17 protein-coding genes are annotated in these 15,368 nt (G+C 61.8%); 7 read left to right on the top strand and 10 right to left on the bottom strand.

Going from position 1 to position 15,368, the window contains the following annotated elements; translation table 11 throughout:
- Positions 1-7: 7 nt before the first annotated feature.
- Positions 8-544 (bottom strand): hypothetical protein, encoded by a 537-nt coding sequence (locus FQ705_RS09630; protein ID WP_144140184.1) that lies wholly within the window; start codon positions 542-544, stop codon positions 8-10.
- Positions 545-1,173: 629 nt separating this feature from the next.
- Here FQ705_RS09630 and FQ705_RS09625 point away from each other — a divergent pair.
- From FQ705_RS09625 to FQ705_RS09615, 3 genes are all read left to right on the top strand, one after another.
- On the top strand, positions 1,174-2,325 hold the full coding sequence (locus FQ705_RS09625; protein WP_144140182.1) for a porin: 1,152 nt from the start codon (positions 1,174-1,176) through the stop codon (positions 2,323-2,325).
- Positions 2,326-2,517: 192 nt separating this feature from the next.
- Positions 2,518-2,871: a sugar ABC transporter ATPase gene (locus FQ705_RS09620; protein WP_144140180.1), complete on the top strand. Its 354-nt coding sequence runs from the start codon at positions 2,518-2,520 to the stop codon at positions 2,869-2,871.
- A gap of 143 nt (positions 2,872-3,014) precedes the next feature.
- Positions 3,015-3,530, top strand: coding sequence for a metal-dependent hydrolase (locus FQ705_RS09615; protein ID WP_144140178.1), 516 nt, complete (start codon positions 3,015-3,017; stop codon positions 3,528-3,530).
- Here the strand turns inward: FQ705_RS09615 and FQ705_RS09610 are convergent.
- The 3 genes from FQ705_RS09610 to FQ705_RS09600 form a co-directional block, all read right to left on the bottom strand.
- Positions 3,527-4,354, bottom strand: a complete 828-nt coding sequence (locus FQ705_RS09610) for an AraC family transcriptional regulator (protein ID WP_144140176.1) — start codon at positions 4,352-4,354, stop codon at positions 3,527-3,529. The genes FQ705_RS09615 and FQ705_RS09610 overlap by 4 nt on opposite strands.
- A gap of 195 nt (positions 4,355-4,549) precedes the next feature.
- The gene (gene epsC, locus FQ705_RS09605) at positions 4,550-5,476 is read right to left on the bottom strand and encodes a serine O-acetyltransferase EpsC (RefSeq protein WP_144140174.1); all 927 of its coding nucleotides are present in this window, start codon (positions 5,474-5,476) and stop codon (positions 4,550-4,552) included.
- A gap of 131 nt (positions 5,477-5,607) precedes the next feature.
- A complete protein-coding gene (locus tag FQ705_RS09600) occupies positions 5,608-5,841 on the bottom strand; it encodes a hypothetical protein (RefSeq protein ID WP_144140172.1) in 234 nt (77 codons plus the stop codon).
- A 310-nt stretch (positions 5,842-6,151) separates the two neighbouring features.
- On the opposite strand from FQ705_RS09600, the gene FQ705_RS09595 reads away from it, so the two are divergent.
- Positions 6,152-6,604 (top strand): DUF3005 domain-containing protein, encoded by a 453-nt coding sequence (locus FQ705_RS09595; RefSeq protein ID WP_144142292.1) that lies wholly within the window; start codon positions 6,152-6,154, stop codon positions 6,602-6,604.
- Between the two features lie 214 nt (positions 6,605-6,818).
- Positions 6,819-7,424: a short chain dehydrogenase gene (locus FQ705_RS09590; protein ID WP_144140169.1), complete on the top strand. Its 606-nt coding sequence runs from the start codon at positions 6,819-6,821 to the stop codon at positions 7,422-7,424.
- 226 nt (positions 7,425-7,650) lie between these two features.
- Here the strand turns inward: FQ705_RS09590 and FQ705_RS09585 are convergent, their stop codons facing one another.
- The 5 genes from FQ705_RS09585 to FQ705_RS09565 form a co-directional block, all read right to left on the bottom strand.
- Positions 7,651-8,586: an ABC transporter permease gene (locus FQ705_RS09585; protein ID WP_144140167.1), complete on the bottom strand. Its 936-nt coding sequence runs from the start codon at positions 8,584-8,586 to the stop codon at positions 7,651-7,653.
- Positions 8,586-9,464: an ABC transporter permease gene (locus tag FQ705_RS09580; protein WP_144140164.1), complete on the bottom strand. Its 879-nt coding sequence runs from the start codon at positions 9,462-9,464 to the stop codon at positions 8,586-8,588. Before FQ705_RS09580 ends, FQ705_RS09585 begins: the two co-directional genes overlap by 1 nt.
- A complete protein-coding gene (locus tag FQ705_RS09575) occupies positions 9,461-10,540 on the bottom strand; it encodes an ABC transporter ATP-binding protein (RefSeq protein ID WP_144140161.1) in 1,080 nt (359 codons plus the stop codon). Before FQ705_RS09575 ends, FQ705_RS09580 begins: the two co-directional genes overlap by 4 nt.
- Before the next feature lie 52 nt (positions 10,541-10,592).
- Positions 10,593-11,762 (bottom strand): extracellular solute-binding protein, encoded by a 1,170-nt coding sequence (locus FQ705_RS09570; RefSeq protein ID WP_144140159.1) that lies wholly within the window; start codon positions 11,760-11,762, stop codon positions 10,593-10,595.
- A 261-nt stretch (positions 11,763-12,023) separates the two neighbouring features.
- A complete protein-coding gene (locus FQ705_RS09565) occupies positions 12,024-12,962 on the bottom strand; it encodes an SMP-30/gluconolactonase/LRE family protein (protein WP_144140156.1) in 939 nt (312 codons plus the stop codon).
- A gap of 622 nt (positions 12,963-13,584) precedes the next feature.
- Here FQ705_RS09565 and FQ705_RS09560 point away from each other — a divergent pair.
- Positions 13,585-14,289, top strand: coding sequence for a helix-turn-helix transcriptional regulator (locus FQ705_RS09560; RefSeq protein WP_144142290.1), 705 nt, complete (start codon positions 13,585-13,587; stop codon positions 14,287-14,289).
- Here the strand turns inward: FQ705_RS09560 and FQ705_RS09555 are convergent.
- On the bottom strand, positions 14,273-14,590 hold the full coding sequence (locus tag FQ705_RS09555) for an XRE family transcriptional regulator (protein ID WP_144140153.1): 318 nt from the start codon (positions 14,588-14,590) through the stop codon (positions 14,273-14,275). The two genes, FQ705_RS09560 and FQ705_RS09555, sit on opposite strands and share 17 nt — an antisense overlap.
- A 154-nt stretch (positions 14,591-14,744) precedes the next feature.
- On the opposite strand from FQ705_RS09555, the gene FQ705_RS09550 reads away from it, so the two are divergent.
- Entirely contained in the window at positions 14,745-15,338 is a 594-nt protein-coding gene (locus FQ705_RS09550; RefSeq protein ID WP_144140151.1) for an acyl-homoserine-lactone synthase, read from the top strand.
- Positions 15,339-15,368: the final 30 nt, after the last annotated feature.

The following is a 15,368-nucleotide window of genomic DNA, read 5'->3' as shown; positions in this document are numbered from 1 at the left end:
ACTGACCTTAGCCCGGCCGGCGGAATTCGTTTTCGACCCACGCCGCGGCACTTGCCTTGCTGAGCTTGAAGTTCGGCGCCACCTGCACTTGCGCGAGCTGCTCGCCAAATGTGTCGAGCGCGGTGAGCAACGCGTAGGGCTCGTCTTCGTCGGGGACGATGTCGAGCGTAATGTCGAGTTCGCCGTTGCCGTCCGCGGTCGCTACGCGCACTTCCTTATGGAGTTGCGCACGCAATTGCTGCTCGTGACGGCGCAGCACCTCAGATGCGGTCTTGACCAGCGTGTTGAACGCCGAGGTGTCGAGCGGCTTCGGATCTTTCTTGTTGCGGCCCATCGTCCACGGCCCGACGAGCGCGGGTTCCGCTTCGCCGTCCTTGATCATGGCGACGGCCCAGCCTTCGTCGTCTTCGTTCTTGATGACGCGCGCGGTCCAGCCGTCATCGCGCCACAAGCGCGCTTCATGCACGCTATCGCCCAACTCGGGCGCGCCTTCCGTCGTGAGGTCGGCAGCGTCGTCGGACGAGGGAAGGGGTATATCGGTCATGACAGGTTTACTCACGTTCGTGGGGCAGAAACACATTTCGAGCACGCAATTCTACCCGCCCCGCCCGCACCGAACCCGGCCCTCTGACGAACGGACAAGGCGAACCGGGCCTTTCACCCGCTGCGACGTCCGATCTCGAGATTTACCGTGATTTCTCAATCTATTCGAAAAGCAGAATAAAAAAACGCGGCCCGAAGGCCGCGTATAAAAGATGAAAAAGACACCCTTGGTCAAAGGGTAAGGCGAATTGTAGAACCGTATTTCATTGCAATAGATCACATTAACTGGAAGAGTGCTTTGCAGAAAACAGAATGAATCTTCCGACACCGGAACGATCGCGCAAAATCAAGCCAGACAGGCATGCCAGGCGTGCGTCGCAAGCGAACAACACGCAGTGAATTGACACACTACGCAGCCATTCGCCATTAAACAGATTTTTTCTTTATTTACCCGCACTTACATCGGTCCGATTTTTCATTCCGGATTCAAGAATTCATTGTTGTGCCATTCACGATTAAACCGGCGAATAGGCGGCATACACTTCGCAGCGGATCGTCAGGCCGCCGGTTCGATCGGCGGCAAACACTGGAATGCGAATCCCCAATGCACTGTCCCGGAGTTATCCAATCATGAAAAAAATCCTCGTTGCAGCCGGCCTCATGAGCGTATTCGCCGTCACCGCTCACGCACAAAGCAGCGTCACGTTGTACGGCACGCTCGACGCCGGCCTGGTCTACTCGAACAACCAGGGCGGCCACAGCAACTGGCAGCAGGGTAGCGGCTCGGTGTCGAACACCTACTTCGGCCTGCGCGGCAGTGAAGATCTCGGCGGCGGTCTGCACGCGATCTTCACGTTGGAAAACGGTTTCAACCTGAACAATGGCCAGGACACGGAAAGCGGCACGATGTTCAATCGTCAGGCGTTCGTCGGCCTGCAAAGCGATCAGTACGGCGCGCTGACTCTCGGCCGTCAGTACGACTCGGTGGTCGACTATCTGGCACCGCTGTCCGAAGCCGGCGCGGGCTACGGCAACAACCTGGCCGCCCATCCGTTCGACAACGACAATCTCGACAACTCGTTCTCGATCAGGAACGCCGTGAAGTACACCAGCGCAAATTACGCGGGCCTCAAATTTGGCGGCTTGTATGGCTTCAGTAACTCGGCCGGCCAGTTCTCGAACAATCGCGCGTGGAGCGCGGGCGCTTCGTACGACAACGGCCCGTTGAGCGTCGCCGCTGCGTATTTGCAATTGAACAAGTCGGGCAGCTCGAACCTGAGCGGCGCCGTTTCGCAAGGCGACGGCACCGCAGCCATTGCGGCCGATCTGCAGCGCACGTTCGGTGCGGGCATCAACTACACGTACGGCCCGGCCACCGCGGGCTTCGTGTACACGCACACGCAACTGGACGGCATCACCGGCGTCGACGTCGGCGGCGCGACCCTGCCGGGCGTAGCCGGCACCAATCTGCATCTCGACAACTACGAACTGAACGGCCGTTACGCGCTGACGCCGGCATTGAGTCTCGCGGCATCGTACACGTTCACGGACGGCAAGATGTCGGGCGCGAACGGCACGGGCGATCCGAAGTGGCACACGGTCTCGCTGCAGAGCGACTACTCGCTGAGCAAGCGCACTGATGTGTACGTGGAAGGCGTATATCAGCATGCATCGGGCGAACTCGGTAACTTCGGCTCGAACGTCGCGGCGATCAATACGCTGGCACCGTCGTCGAACGGCAACCAGATCGCAGCGGCTGTCGGGCTGCGTCACCGCTTCTGAGTTTTTTGTCGAACCGGGCGGGGCGAGTCGACCGATTCGTCCTGCTGCCGAACCCGCGCGCGACACGATCGTGCGCGGGTTTTTTGTGGGCCTTACGTTTCGACACAAGCCTGGCAGCCTCAACGGGTGACGACGCGAGCATGCGGTGGTTATACTGAGCCCGGCCGCCTTCCTTGCCACGACGATGTGACCATGAAAAGACTTCTCCTGCTTACCTCCGCTGTTGCCGTCCTCGCTTCACTCGCTGCCTGCGGTTCGTCCAGCGGCCCCGCGCGCGATGCCTCCCAACCCCTGGTGTACGTGTCGTCGCAACGCGCGCCCGCTTACATTGCCGATTGCCTCGAAAGCCGTTTGTCACGCGTGCGTCTGTCTCGCGTCGGCAGCGCGACAGAGATCGCGGTCGGCTCGGATTCGAACAACTCCTACTTCGTCACGCTGACACCGTCGAACACCGGCTCGGTCATCAAGGTGATGCATCCCGCGAATGCACCGGACGATCCACCGGAACCGGAAATGCGCTTCGATATTGCACGCTGCGCGACCTGAACTTTCGATCGAGCCGCGGCGTTTCCAACGGCAAAGCCGATACGTGATTTTTTTAACTCGCGCGTCGGCTATTTTTTTATCGTCCCTTCTGCCAACATAGCCGCCCTTTGTTCTACAGGCGGCGCGTGACGCCGCGAGTTTCGATGGCATCCAGCAAAGCACATCACGCCACCGGTTTTGCCGCCGGCGTCATCGCGGCGGCGATCGTCGCGCGCATTGGCGGTGGCGCTCCCTTTCATATCGGCGTGCTGCTGAGTTTCGTTGCCGGCGTGGCGGGCAGCACGGCGCCCGACTGGCTCGAGGTAGCGTGGTGGTCGCGCGCGCGGCGTTTGTGGATCACCCATCGTACGCTCACGCACTGGGGCATCGGCTGGCTCGCTCTGCTCGCGGTGTCCTATCACTGGCTCGGACATTCGGCGTACGCCGCGCCTGCGTTCGGCTTCGCTTGCGGAGGTCTGATGCACTTGTTTGCGGACTGGCCGAATCCGCTCGGCGTGCCCTGGATTGCCCGACGCCATTCGTTGAATCTGTGGAACAGCGGACACTGCGATCTGATCGTGGTGGCGGCTTCGTGGGCGGCGGCGTATTTCGTCGGGCAACAAGTCTGGTTGCACGGAATGCACGGAGTCCCCTGGTTGCAGCATCTGCGAGCCGGCTAGACGCGCTGGCGCACCGCCGCTGCGTAGTTGGCGGGCGTCACGCCAAGCAGGCGCACGAACGCCCGCGTCATGTGACTCTGGTCCGCGAAGCCCGCTGTTGCTGCTGCGTCCGCCAGCGTCGCGCCGTGCGCGATCGAGCGCCGCGCGAGTACGACGCGCCGCTGCATTCGGTACGCATGCGGCGGCAGACCCGTCTCACGCGCAAAGCTGCGTAGCAACTGGAAACGGCTCATGCCGGAATCGGCTGCCAGATCGGTTAGGGTGAGCGGCGAAGCCGGGTCGTCGTCGATACGCGCTCTGGCTCGCGCGATCGGCCCGGCGACAACACGCACCAACGGCGCGGATTGCGTCGCGTGAGTGCGCACCAGATGCGCGAGCAATTCGAGCAACGCCTCTTCGCGCACCAGATCGTCCAGCACGGACGGCGCTTCCACCGACACCGAAAACAAGCGCTCGAACAGACGCTTCAGCAAGGCGTCATGCGCTACCGGTTGCATCAGCTCGATCTCGCGCGCCGCGGCGCCGCTCAGTTCGGCGGCGGCAATGGATAACATCGACGGCTCGAAATACAGCATGCGCCAGGCTCGCCCGCGCTCGTCGAGCGACGCGCCGTCGTGGACTTCGCCGGGGTTGACCATGATCGCGTCGTTCGCACGCGCTTCGACGGGGCCCCGCCCGCTCGCCGACCGATGTCCGCCGCGCACGATCACCCCCACGCCGAAACGGTCGTGTGAATGACGCGGAAACGAATGGGCGGTTTCAGCCACCGTCGCTTCGATGCCGGTAATCGCACAGCGAGGCATGTGGATACGGCCGCGCGACATGACTCGGTGCTCAGCCGTGGTGCGGGAGCGCGCACGTTGGCGCCTGGCGCCGCGCAGGCCGTGGCGCGTGTGATGCACCTGGTGGATGTGACGCATCTGATGCAGGCGATGCTCTTGGCGTATGCGGCGCTCCCGGCGCACCCGACTCTCCTGACGCACCAGGTAACACCCATGCCACACGCGCCGCCTTGCGCATCATCGACGCGCCTCGTCGGTACGCTCGCCTTCGCGGATCTTGCCTTGCGAGACGCTGCTGCCCGCCGGCACGCTATGCGTGAGCCACACATTGCCGCCGATCACCGAGCCTCGTCCGATCGTCACGCGTCCGAGAATCGTCGCGCCGGCGTAGATCACGACATCGTCTTCGACGGTCGGATGACGCGCGTTTCCTTTGATCAGCGTGCCGTCGAGGTCCGCCGCGAAACTCTTCGCGCCGAGCGTGACCGCCTGATAGACACGCACACGTTCGCCAATGATCGCGGTCTCGCCGATCACCACGCCCGTGCCGTGGTCGATGAAGAAACTCGGCCCGATCGTCGCGCCCGGGTGAATGTCGATGCCGGTGGCCGAGTGCGCGATCTCGTTGATGAAACGCGCCAGCAACGGCACGCCGAGACGATGCAATGCGTGAGCGAGCCGATGATGTGTCATGGCCCACACGCCCGGATAACAAAGCAGGATTTCGGTGATGTGTTGCGCGGCGGGGTCGCCAGTGAACGCCGCCTGAATGTCGCTTACCAGCAGCGCGCGAATGGCCGGCAGTTGCGTGCCGAATTCGCGCGCGACGTTGAAGGCGCGCTCCTTCAGATCGGCGTCGGGTGTCTCGCCGAATTCGGGCAGAAACCGCAAGGCGCGGCGAATCTGTTCGGCGAGCAGACGCAAGGTGCTTTCGAGCGTGTGGCCGACGTAATAATCGACGGTTTCGTCAGTCAGATCGGGCGCGCCGTAGTGCGTGGGAAACAGCGCGGCGCGCAGCCCGGTGACGATGTTGCTCACCGCTTCGCGCGACGGCAATTCGCGAATGCCAAGCGGATGCCGCGTGCGATGTAATTCTTCACGCGAGGCGCGCAAGTCGGCAACGATCTGTTCGAGGCCCCAGTTATGGGCAGGCACGTTAGGCATAAAAGACAGCGCCGTGCGTTGACACGGTTCGAAGTGATTATGCCGAGAGATTACCGCGTTTTGCGCACACTCGCGTAACGTCGCCCAGGCGGCGCGGCTCACGCAGCGGCGTCGACGCGAAATGCGCTCATTCAGATTGTCACGCTGCTCGCATCGATCCAGCGAACCGCCCAGTCGCGCGCATGGGCGATGGCGGCGGCTTCGTCGGCGAAGCGCAGGTCAGTGGGGAAAAAACGGTTAGCGACGAGTTCGCCGTCGCTCGAACGGGAGATGACCACATACGGTTGCCAAGTGCCATCGCCGGCGCGCGCAGGCGCGCAATTCAACAAATAGCCGCGATGTGTGAATGCAGCATCGAAGTGCATGTGTCACCCGCCCTGACGGCCCCATAGAATGTTTTGAGTAGCACGGTCGTTGTTGCCGGCCATCGTAAAAGTCAGCCGCAAATCTCGTCGAATTAACCGTGCTTCGCTCGCCGGAGTAAGATCATACTCTGTAGAAAATACGCGTCCATTAAAAAAATCGAAAAGAATCTCGGATGTAGTTGGCGACTGAATATCTCGCGCTTCTGCGCGCCGCGAAAGCTCGGCAGAAACGCGGCGAACCAGGTATTGCGGTAGCCGGAACGGGTTTTGCTGCACCTCACACCATGTCCTCTTCAACGGAGAATGCATGATGAACAGCGATATCAACAAGCCAGCAGACAGCGACAAGCAACCGGCCATGCACGGCCTGAGTTCGACTGAGTTGCATAACGACCGCACGCACGACAGCACGGTCGACACCGACGGAAAAAATCTCGAGGCCGCACGCATTGCGGGCCATAGCCCGATTTCGCCCGACGAGATCACCACGAGCAATGCGACCCTCGTCAACAGCGTGCCCGAGGCGCACGACGGCATGGCGGGCTTCGACAGCCGGGTCGGCGGCAATCACCTGCTGCTCGCGCTCGAACCGGGTTATACGGTAATCGACAAGGGCATGGTGCCCCCGCAAGGCGCGTACTCCGCAGATCACCAATACGACGATCCGCGTCCGGTCAGCAGCCGCCAGGACCGTGGTCGTATTCATTACGCGCTCAACCATATGAGGCCGACGCGTGTGATCGAATTACATCGGGTGAAATAAAATTCGCGATTCATGAATGCGTTTGAATTGCGACGCGAGAGCCGATTAACCAGGGAATAACCTGGTGCGCACCGTTTGATTCACGGTGCGCACGGCCAGACTGCTTCTGCTGGATTAGAAACTCAGGGTTGCAGGACTTGCGCATCCGTACGGCTTTTTCCTGGTGGCCAAGGTCGGCACAATCGACTGCATTCAACCCGAAACGGAGCAGGAGATGAAAAAGATCGTCGTGATTGGCGCCACCGGCACGCTGGGTACGGCCGTGTGCGAAGAGTTGAAAGCGCGCAATGAAGTCATCGAAGTGGGCGCGACGCGCGGCCGCTATCACGTGGACAGCACCGACCCGGCAAGCGTCGAGCGGCTCTTTCGCGAGATCGGCAAGGTGGACGGTGTGGTCACGGCGACCGGCAAGGTGCATTTCGGCCCGCTGCCGGAGATGACCGTCGAGCAATTCTGGGTCGGGCTGCGCGACAAGCTGATGGGTCAAATTAACGTGGTGCTCGGCGCGCAGCAGTACCTGAACGACGGTGGTTCGTTCACGCTGACAAGCGGCATCATCGCCGACGAGCCGATCTACCAGGGCGCGAGCGCGACCACGGTCAATCTCGCACTCGAAGGTTTCGTGCGCGGCGCAGCCGTCGAATTACCGCGCGGCATTCGGATCAACGTGGTCAGCCCGACTGTGCTCACCGAAGCGATGGGCGCCTATGCCCCCTACTTTCGCGGCTTCGAGCCGGTCAGCGCCCAGCGCGCCGCGCTCGCTTATGTGCGCAGCGTGGAAGGCGTGCAAACCGGTCGTGTATATCGCGTGGGTTACTGACGGTCCGATCGGGACACACGCGATGCGGCCCAGCCGCATCGCGTTTCCCATCCTGCGTGTCGCTACTCTCCGGCAGCTTCACTCTCTCTCACGGCCCTGGGTAAAGTCGGTGAATGGTCGGCTCGCCAGACAGTCGCGCCGCACCTCCCACATACAGAACATATCGCGAGCCTCCTTCTGCAGCAACTGCTGCGGCATCGGTAATTGCCCCGATGCGGGCAAACCTTCAACGCGTCGGTTCCTTCACGCGCGACACGATCTGCGTCGGGCTCACGAACTGCAGCGCGATCAGCACCCAGATCAGGGTGATCGCCATATAGATCATCGCCATCGCATCGATCGATTGCGGTGCGCGTACGCCAGTTGAAAAGACCGCGTAATACAAAGCGACGACGAGCGTTTGCGTCGCGGGCCCGGCGGTAAAGAACGTCAACTCGAACATGCCGATGGTGCGCACCAGCACCAGCAAGCCCGCCGCGAGCATGCCGGGTACCAGCAATGGCAAGAGCACATGCCGAAAATAACGGAAGGTGTTCGCGCCGAAAATGCGCGCCGCCGCTTCGAGGTTCGGGTCGATCTGTTCGATGAACGGCGTCATCACCAGAATGACGAAGGGCAGCGCCGGCACGAGGTTCGCCAGAATCACGCCGCCAAGCGTGCCGGCCAGGCCGATTCTGTACATCACGGTCGCCATCGGAATGCCGTACGTGACGGGCGGTACCATCAGCGGCAACAGGAAGATCAGCATCGCCATACGCTTGCCGCGGAATTGCACCCGCGCCAGCGCATAAGCCGCGGGCACGCCGAGCAGCACCGATAGCAGCACGACCGCGCCGACCACTTCCACCGTCACCCACAACACGCTGGCGAGCTGGAAATCGCTCCAGGCCTGCGCATACCAATGCAGCGTGAAGCCTTGCGGCAACAAGGTGCCGAACCAGCGCGTCGCCACCGAATTCACCGCCACGGTCGCGATCAGCAGCACGACGTTGACGAGGAAAAACACCATTGCGCCCCATACCAGCCAGCGCCACACACGGCCCGGCAAGCTTGCTTGCGGTTTGACGCGCTCGACGCGCCTGTCGGGCTCGCGCGCACCATCGTGCTGATCGTGTGACGACGCCGTCCACGCAGGCGGCGTCGCGCGATGTTCGCTCGTCATCAGCCTTTGCCCCCCGTTACCGGACCGCGATAGAAGAAGCGGCGCGCGCCGAGCATCGCGGCGACCACCAGCAACTGCACGAAGCCCATCACCATGGCGATTGCCGACGCGAGCGAGTAGTCGTAACTTTCGAATGCGGCTTCGGCCGCGGCGATCGACATCACACGCGTGGGTCCGGCCGGCGCGCCCAGCAGCACAGCCGATGGAAACACCGAAAACGCCTGCACGAACGACAGACACGCCGCCATCGTCAAGCCCGGCAGCAGCAGCGGAAAATAGATGCGGCGAAACTGCTGCCACGGACTCGCGCCGAGCGTCGCGGCCGCGCTCGCCAGCGTCGGATCGATGCCGGTCACGTAGGAGAGCGTCAACAGAAACGCGAATGGAAATCCGGACACGATCAGCGAGATCAGCACGCCCCAGAAGTTGTGCGTGAGGCGCACTTCGTTCGTGTACAGATGCAAACCGTGCAGCGCTTGCGGAAACCAGCCGTTCGGGCCGAAATACGTAAGCATGCCGTCGGCGATCAGCACCGTGCCGAGTGTCACCGGAATCACCAGCAAGGTCGTGACGAGTTTTTGATAGCGCGAGTAGCGGCGCAGCGCGAATGCCACGGGCACCGAGACGCCGACGTTGATTAGCGTCGCGGGCACGGCGAGCTTGAGCGTGACGAGAATCGTCGGCCACATCGACGTGTCGGTGAAGAACGTCAGATAGTTGGCCCACGGGCTGCCGCCGTTCATCGGCCGGAACGACAGCGCCAGACCGTACGCGAACGGATAGATGAACAGCGCGCCGATGAAGATCAGCGCCGGTGCGACCAGCCACGCCTTGGCGTCGCGCGGCGCAAGCGGCGGCGACAGCATAGGCGTGTTCATGCGGCCTCGTCGTCGTAGATCAGTATGCGCGACGGCGGCACGCGCAGGCTGATTCGCACGCCCTCGGCGAACTCGCCGGCCATGCGGGCCCACAGCTCGCCGAATGCGGTTTTGATACGCAGCAGCGAATCATGACCGCCGTATTCGACGGTGATGACGGTAGCGTCGAAAGCGTTGTCGGCGCCGGGCGGCGCGCGCTCGATATCTTCGGGCCGCAGCGCGACGCTCACCCGCTTGCTGTTGAAACCCGCCATCGGCGTGCCGATCAGACGCACGCCGTTCGCGCTGACCGCCACGCTGTCGCCCTGGGTGCCGTCGAGTTCGAACGCCAGCACGTTCCGGTAACCCATGAAGCGCGCGACGTGCAGATTTCGTGGTCGCGTGTACACCTCTTTCGGCGTGGCGATCTGCTGCGCAACGCCCTCTTTCATCACGACGATGCGGTCGGCCATCGAGAGCGCTTCGTCCTGATCGTGCGTGACGTAGAGGGTCGCGCGTTCGAGCTGACTGTGGATGCGACGAATCTCGGCGCGCATCTCGATGCGCAGTTTCGTGTCGAGATTCGACAGCGGTTCGTCCATCAGGATCAGCGGCGGCTCGATCACGATGGCACGCGCAATCGCAACGCGCTGCTGCTGACCGCCGGACAATTGACCGGGCAATTTACGTTCGTGTCCGACCAGTTGCACGAGTTGCAAAGCCGCGCGCGCACGTCGCGTGATTTCGCCTCTGCCGATGCCGCGCATCTTCAATCCGAAGCCGACGTTATCGAGCACGCTCATATGCGGAAACAGCGCGTAGTTCTGAAACACCATGCCGAAGCCGCGCTTCTCCGGCGGCAGCACGTCGATGCGTTTCTCGTCGAGCCAGATACCGCCGCCGCTCAACGGCTGCAGACCGGCGATGCAATTGAGCGCCGTCGATTTGCCGCACCCCGAAGGTCCCAGCAAGGCGATGAACTCGCCGCGCCGGATCGTGAGATCGAGACCTTGCAACGCGGCGATCGGCTGGCCTTCCGTGCTGGTAAAACTGCGGCTCACCGAATCGAGCCGCAACTCTTCGAAGTGATGCTTCATGGTGGTTTCCTGAAGCGCTGAAACGGTGAGCCGGTCAACGCCAGCGCATGCGCTATCTGGTTTTCTGCGCGCCGATGTCGGTGTCCCATTTCTTGAAGGCGGCGACCATCGCCGCTGCATTCAACGGCAATGCATGCGGCCGCTCGGCCAGCAGCTTTGCGTATTCCGGCCGACCATATTTCTTCAGCACGTCCTGGCTGTGCGCGGGCGCCTGGTCGACTGTCACACCTTTGATCGCCGGGCCGGGATAGAAATAGCCGTCGTCGTAGGTCATGGCCTGCTGCGCCGGTTCAAGCATGAAGTTCATCAGCTTGTAGAGCACGTCGAGCTTTTCCTTCGGCACGCCCTTCGGAATCACCATGTAGTGGGCATCGTTCACCCACGTCATGTTGTCGAATGCCTGAACGCGAAATTCCGCAGGCACGATGCCGAGCGCGCGCGGGTTGATGTCCCAGCCCGTCACCGTGACGGTCATGTCACGCGAGCCTTCGCCGAGTTCTTTCATCACGGCCGAGGTGCCGCCCGGATAGTAGGGAACGCAGTCGTTCAGTTGTTTGAGAAAGGCCCAGGTCTTGTCCCAACCGTGAATCGGGTCCTGCGGGTCCCTGTCGCCGAGCACGTAGGGCAAACCCATCAGAAACGTGCGGCCGGGGCCGGAATTCGCCGGACGCGCGTAGATCAGCTTGTCGGGGTGCGCCTTGCACCACTGCAGCAATTGCTCAGGCGTCTTCGGCGGGTCGCTGACTTTGGCGGGGTTGTATTCGAGCAGCGGACCTGCCGGCATATAAGCGACTTCGAGACCGTAGCCTTGCGCGAGGTCTTGCATCTTGCGCGGGCCCGCTGCGTATTTGTCGAGCACGCCGGGGAACTGCGCCGCGTTGTCGGGCAGTAGCTTGATCCAGAGATTTTGTTCGATGCCGGCCGCCAGAGCGTCCGTGCCCGTCAGGACGAGATCGATGTCGGAGCGGCCCGCACCCTGCATCGCCTTGATCTTGCCGGGCAGTTGGGGCGCCGGCGCATTCGTGAAGGTGAAGTTGGCGACGAGATTCGGATACTTCGCCTTGAAGGCTTCGAAGGCTTTTTGCGTGAGTTGCAAGTCGCCGGCGACGTCGACGATATTGAGGGTGACCGGGTCAGCCGCGCGCGCGGCCGATGCGAAAGCGGCGCTGGCCGCAAGACATAAAGACACCAGCCTGAGCGCCAACCTGCCCGAAACAGTCATTGCGTCTCCTCGCTTCTTCGTATGGAGGGACACCGGGCCAGGTAAGTCGCGCATGGTGTCCTGCTCTCGTCTCTGCATGGAACATAGCGAAGCGGAATAGCTGATGTCAAGCAAATGTTCGCGGCGCGTCGCTCCTCGTGAAAATCGCCAATTTTCGCGGAAATCCCCTCACGCCAGCGGTTTGCGCGCCGCATCAAAGGGCAAACCCGGAGGGCTTGCCGCGCTCGCGCCGCCACTTGTCAGGCAACTTGCATGACGCGATCAGCCTCCGCGCACACCCTGCGTGTTGACGTACAGGGCGTACAGACCGTGACTTGCCGCCATGAACAAGCGATTGCGATGACGTCCACCGAAGCAGACGTTCGCGCAACGCTCCGGCAAGGCAATATGCCCGATGGGCTCGCCCTGCGCGGTGAAGACGCGTACGCCGTCGAGTTCGTCGGTGCCCATGCCCCAGCCGCACCACAGGTTGCCGTGAATGTCGACGCGAAAGCCGTCCGGCGTGCCCGGTCCCGCGTCGATCAGCACGCGGTTGTTCGACAGCGTGGCACCTTTGCCGTCGACATCGAACGCGCGGATCTTGCGCGGCTCGCCACGGGATTCGACGATGTAGAGCACCGACTCGTCCGGCGAAAACGCGAGGCCGTTGGGACCGAGCACGTCGTCGACGACCATCGTCACCTCGCCGGATTGGCCATCCACGCGGTAGACGCAGGCCGGCAACTCCGACGCCTGCTTCTCGCCTTCGTAGAAACTGTCGATCCCGAAGGTGGGGTCGCTGAACCAGATCGAGCCGTCGGATTTGACGACCACATCGTTCGGCGAATTGAAGCGCTTGCCCTGATAGCGGTCCGCGAGCACGGTGATCGAGCCGTCGTACCCGGTGCGCGTGACGCGGCGCGTCAGGTGCTCACAACTGACGAGGCGCCCCTCGCGATCGCGCGTGTGCCCGTTGGCATTGTTCGACGACTGCCGGAACGTCGTGACCACGCCGCTCGGTTCGTCCCATCGCAAAATGCGGTCGTTAGGAATATCGCTCCACAACAGATAACGGCCGTCGCCGAACCAGACCGGCCCTTCCGACCAGCGCGCGCCCTGAGACAGACATTCGACGGAAGCGGAGGCGAGAATCAGCGGTTTAAAACGCGGGTCGAACACGCGGATGGAAGGGTCGGGATAGCGTCGGCTGGTATCGGGCATGCGGAGGCGTTGACGGTTCGGTAGGGTTGGTTGGCGAGATTGCGCTGTCGGCGCGGGCGGATGCGCGCGGCGTCGTCGATCTTCGCATGATGCCCGGGCGACGTCGAATTGCGCTGGCGGCAATGTCGGCGGCATAGTGGGACTGCGTCGGAAACCGGTGCCTAAGGTGGATGGCGGATCGCAAGGCGCGGCTTTTGTATGACAATAGCGCGTGCGGATATCGAGCTGCAAGCCGTCGCTTGCGCGCTAGCGGTCGTGGCTCGCGGAGAAAAGCGCGGTTTTGCCGACATGTGGGCGTTAGCGTTCAAACGTATTGGAGCGCCGATAATGTCGCCGATCAAAAGCATGATTACGCCGGCACAAGAACAATTACCCATGTTATTGAGCGGGGAATGATAATTGGTTTCGTAAATCCTATATAAAGTTCGTGCCGTTCACGTCCCCGGCGGGGCCGCGGCCATTGGGCTTTTAGGTCTGGAGAGTGTGCCGGCTTGGCGAAATATTTTTTAGTGATATCTTGTATAGATAAAAGCCGGACGGAAAACCGTACCGCGATTAACCGCAACGGGACGTTTGCGAGCCTGAGAGAGTTAAAAAATTGTCGCTACATTTTATCGAGCAGATGGCACCGTTGCTGGACGCCGCGGATGAAGCGGCCTGGTTCGGCGCGATTACGGGACTTGCCGAGACATGGGGCTTCGACAGGCTGTTGATCGCCATGCTGCCGCGCCCGACCATCCGACTCGAAGACGCCTACATTCGCAGCACCTACGCGCCGGAATGGCGGCGCACGTATGACGAACAGGGAATGATGCACATCGACCCGACCGTCGCGCATTGCCATACGCGCGCGACGCCGCTGATCTGGTCGCCGGACATTTTCACGACGGAACCACAGCAGTCCATGTATGAGGAGGCCCGCGCGCATGGCCTGCGCTCTGGCGTCACGCTGCCGATTCATGGTCCGAATCAGGAAGCGGGCATGATGTGTTTCGTCAACGACAGCAATCCGAACGACGAATTCTGGCGTCACATCAACGTTGCATTGCCGAATCTCGTGCTATTGCGCGATCTGGTGATCGACACGAGCCAGCGTCATTTGAATACGCACACTCAGACCTTGCTGCCCAAGCTCACGCCGCGCGAACGCGAATGCCTGAAATGGACCGCGCGCGGCAAATCCACATGGGAGATTTCCCACATCCTGAGTTGTTCGGAAGCCGTAGTGAACTTCCACATGAAGAACATCAGGACGAAATTCGGTGTGAATTCGCGGCGCGCGGCGGCCGTGATCGCAACTCAGCTAGGTCTTATTGACCCGGGTTGAGAAAGGCAGCGGCTTCGCGGCTGTACAACACCCGCTCGGCGCGGCCCAGGTCGGCGTCGGACACGGTTTTGGTGAAGTACAAGCCCAGCAGGATCGACACCGGCGCCGGAATTTCCGCGCCCGATTCGAACCGGCTGCCACGCGACTGCGTCACGCCAAAGCGTGCCCAGAAGCGGCGCTGGCTCTCCTTTTTCTTCTTGCGATAAGCAATGATCAGAACGCGGTCGACCGCCGACGAAGCCTCCGCCGGGCGGGTTTGAAGACCGGTTTGCGGTTGCCAGTGATTTTCGAGAAGTTCCATTTTTGAGCCCTGTCGGTTGTGTGCGGATACCTGTCTCGAATTCTGCGTTATCCGATAAGCATGCACACCTATCCAGGTAGGTAGGTGGCAGAACGATTCAAAATGCATAAGTTTTCTTGCGTATTGGGTACCCCAACACGTTCAGGAGAACGTCATGCAAACTGCAATCCGGATTGGAATGCGTCAGGAATTCGACAACGCCGACATCAACGAGATGTATCGCCTGCGGGCACGGGTGTTTCACGGCCGCCTCGGCTGGGAGATTCCGACCATCGCGGGTATGGAGATCGACGGTTACGACGCGCTCGGGCCGCACTACATGCTGATTCAAGGCGACGATCGGCAGGTGCGGGGATGTTGGCGCCTGATGCCGACCGAAGGCCCGAATATGCTCAAGGACACGTTCCCGCAATTGCTCCATGGCGCGGAGGCGCCGCTCGGGCGGCACATCTGGGAACTCAGCCGGTTCGCGATCGAAACCGGCGGCGAGGAACAGTCGTTTGGTTTTGCCGACGTAACGATGCGCGCCATCCACGAACTGGTGACGTTCGCGGACCAGATGGGCATCACGCGCTATGTCACGGTGACCACCACGCCGATCGAGCGCTTGCTACGCAAGACCGGCATCGAGATCACCCGCCTCGGGGCGCCGCTGCAGATCGGCGTGGAGCGGGCCGTGGCGTTGGATATCGCGGTGAGTCTGAAAACCCGAACCGCGTTGTTCGGGCAGATGGCCGCGGCGGCATAACGGTCACATAAAATTCACAGAAGGTCACGA

It is taken from the genome of Paraburkholderia sp. BCC1884, from assembly GCF_900996225.1.
In the GTDB taxonomy this organism is placed as follows: Bacteria; Pseudomonadota; Gammaproteobacteria; order Burkholderiales; family Burkholderiaceae; genus Paraburkholderia.
Note: the sequence above shows the minus strand (reverse complement) of the source record. Positions and strands in the feature narration are given on the sequence as shown.